The organism is Vibrio sp. 1180_3, assembly GCF_029478545.1.
Taxonomy (GTDB): Bacteria; Pseudomonadota; Gammaproteobacteria; order Enterobacterales; family Vibrionaceae; genus Vibrio; species Vibrio aestuarianus.
The window spans coordinates 1-2,770 of record NZ_SJFM01000089.1; the positions used below are offsets into that span (position 1 = coordinate 1).

3 protein-coding genes are annotated in these 2,770 nt (G+C 39.2%); 2 read left to right on the top strand and 1 reads right to left on the bottom strand.

Annotated elements, in window-relative coordinates; genetic code table 11:
- Together EYW48_RS20735 and EYW48_RS20740 are read left to right on the top strand one after the other, a co-directional pair.
- On the top strand, positions 1-218 hold a 218-nt coding region (locus EYW48_RS20735), incomplete at its 5' end, for a hypothetical protein (protein WP_277433000.1).
- Between the two features lie 596 nt (positions 219-814).
- Complete coding sequence (locus EYW48_RS20740) at positions 815-949, top strand: hypothetical protein (protein ID WP_277433001.1); 135 nt, start codon at positions 815-817, stop codon at positions 947-949.
- 320 nt (positions 950-1,269) lie between these two features.
- Here EYW48_RS20740 and EYW48_RS20750 read toward each other — a convergent pair whose 3' ends face one another.
- Positions 1,270-2,619 (bottom strand): hypothetical protein, encoded by a 1,350-nt coding sequence (locus EYW48_RS20750; protein WP_193168161.1) that lies wholly within the window; start codon positions 2,617-2,619, stop codon positions 1,270-1,272.
- Between the last annotated feature and the right edge of the window lie 151 nt (positions 2,620-2,770).

The following is a 2,770-nucleotide window of genomic DNA, read 5'->3' on the forward strand; positions in this document are numbered from 1 at the left end:
CATTTCGACCAAGCCAACCTGCCGAAAACACGGAACAAATTATCAATGAAATCGTAGCTTTGACCTTAAAAACTCATCCAACACATAACGCCCAATTAAGTGGTGAACAACGCACTGACCAAGCCGCCGCATTGCACCTAAAACACTTTACTCAACGCATAGTAAAACTGCCACGCGTTGAGAATCCACTTGAATTGTTTGTTATGCAAATTCAATAAGATAAGCTGACTTTACTCGATCAAAAACCACAATTGCAATGGTTGAGTGATTAAAGAATCAACCCAAGCAAAAGCCGTGATAAATAAGCCACAAAAATGAAGTCTGCCTTTCAGCGACAAACTAGGCTTTTGAGCCAAACAAACTCAACGAGCAAAGCCTTCAACAAATACAAAATGATCGATTAACTTGCTCTTTCCACACTTTGCGCCAACTAAATTGACAACACGCCAACGCTAAAACCGATTGAGGCAAACAAAGAAATTTGTCTGTTTTACGGTTTGAGTTAACCACGAATTTGAGGGTAAAAATGCTCATTTGCCGACAGCTCAAAACGAATGGCCGGAGAAATCCCAAAAGATTGAACCCCTAAATTTACCTGAGTTGCATAACGCTGCGTTAAGTGGTGAGCAACGCGACCACAATCCTAAACCATTGCACCTTAAACACAGAACTCAACCTAGAGCCGAAACTCCCAAGCGTTGGGAATCCGTCTTAAACGCCTAGTTAGCTGCTGCACTTTCGCTAGCAAATTACGCCAAAATGCCTAATTTGAAACACATTATTGCTTTCAAACGGCAAAGTAAAACAGACAGCTGTGAAATTAAAACCCAATCCACGAAATGCGCTTGGCAAAGAAGAAATGACCGAGAAAATCACCATTCCTGAGCTCGGTAATTTGCAAAGAATTCTATCGAAAAAGCCAACGACAGAGCACACGAAATGCATTTAAGCATTCATGAATTTCAACAACAAAGAAGCCGCGCCAACGAACTTAACAAACACAACACTTCCCGTAAGCAGACTTCGTTAAGTTCAAACGCTTCCCGAAAAGTGCCACTGGCGAGATAGTTGAGAAACTGAGATTTGTCCGGTGTGTAGCTAGAAAACCCAAAGCCTTTCCACCCTAAATTCACCGTTTTTCTTAACCCCAGCTAACGCCCAATTAAGGTGTGAAGCACGCATCCACAACACTCAATTTGAACACCTTAATCACTAAACTTAAACCAAACCAAAAATGCCAAGCGTGCTGAATCACTCTTAAATTGTTTGTTAAGTATATGGTTCCAAATTAGTCAAAACTTCTTCAAAAGACCAATCTACAATACCCTCTAAACCATACCGTAGATAGTCGTTCGGAACAGGAGCCATTGGCTCAATCATTTCACCAACTCTTTGTGTAATAGCCTCTTGATGATAGCTAGTTATGCTTTCCCACCAGAGCGGTGAAAAAGCATGATTCTCACATGATGAAATAATGAATCGAAAAAGAGCATCCTCAACACACTGGCTAGAGTTAATAACCTCAGCAAGACTCTGTATGAAAGTATCGCCCACAGCACCACCTTCAGTGTGCCATGCTATTAAGTATCCCCAACCATCAGACATCGGAGCAGAACATGCAGTAACAAGAGACAGCTGAGCTTGCGTGTCGGCTAGGTCTTGAAGTTGATTGCCCATGAAATCAAAGTCTGGATATATTAGCCCAGAAAATGCCATATTGGGTTTACTGCTACACTTAAAAATAACAAATTTCATATCATTATAAGTTTTGTTTATCAGTGTATTATCGTAAATGCTCTTAATTCTAATCAAATTATCCAAGCCATATTTTGTACCTTGGAGTAAATCATTTATAAATTTCCATTCAGCACAATCAGGCTCTAAAGCGGAGATTGCCTCATTAAGAATATTCAATGCTTTATTTTTTTCAAACACCTCTTTACATATAGAACGGTATGCATAGAGAAATACCTGATGTTCTGTGGGAAATAAAATATTGTTATCTATTTCCTCAAACAACTCATTATCATGCTTCTTACAAAAACCACGAAATACTGATGCCTTATTTATACCTTCTTTTTGATATTGAACTGCTGATGATTTCGAAGAAAGCGAACTTCTAGAAAGTTGATATATATGGCTATCCACAGCAATTGCTGATAGAGCCTGATTTTTTTGAATAGAATGCGCTTTGATAATTTGGTTACAACAAGACTCTGAGTCTGGATGCAAGCAGTAGCCTTTCCTTAATACAGAACTACGACCACTATAGAACTTCTTTTTGTTTAGCTTGTTCCTAGTTTCAAGTACAAGCTCCGTCTCTTTTTCTACATTTTTGCTCCATGCAAAATAATAGATAGAGTGTCCATCATTAACTGCTAAATCATAGTGTTTTACGTGAAAATCACTTTTTTGAATCATATCTCTGGAGATAGGAAACGGATCGATTTCCAATGTCTCAATAGTCCATTCATCCCTCTCAATTAAGTACTTTGCTTTTATAAATGCACTCGTACTGTCACTCGCATTAATCCAACATGCTGCATACGCACCTTCTGATTGAACACTATGAGTATTGTTCTTGCGTGGATACACTGTTAATTTGAGAAAAAATATCACCGAACATACCTACTTAAATATACTTAACGCCGCATTAAGTGGTGAGCAACGCAGACCACTGCACCTAACGTATTGTACCGTAAACACTTAAGCCGAAGCGAACCGAAAATGCCGAGCGTTGGGAATCCGTCTTAAATGCCTTGTTAGGCTA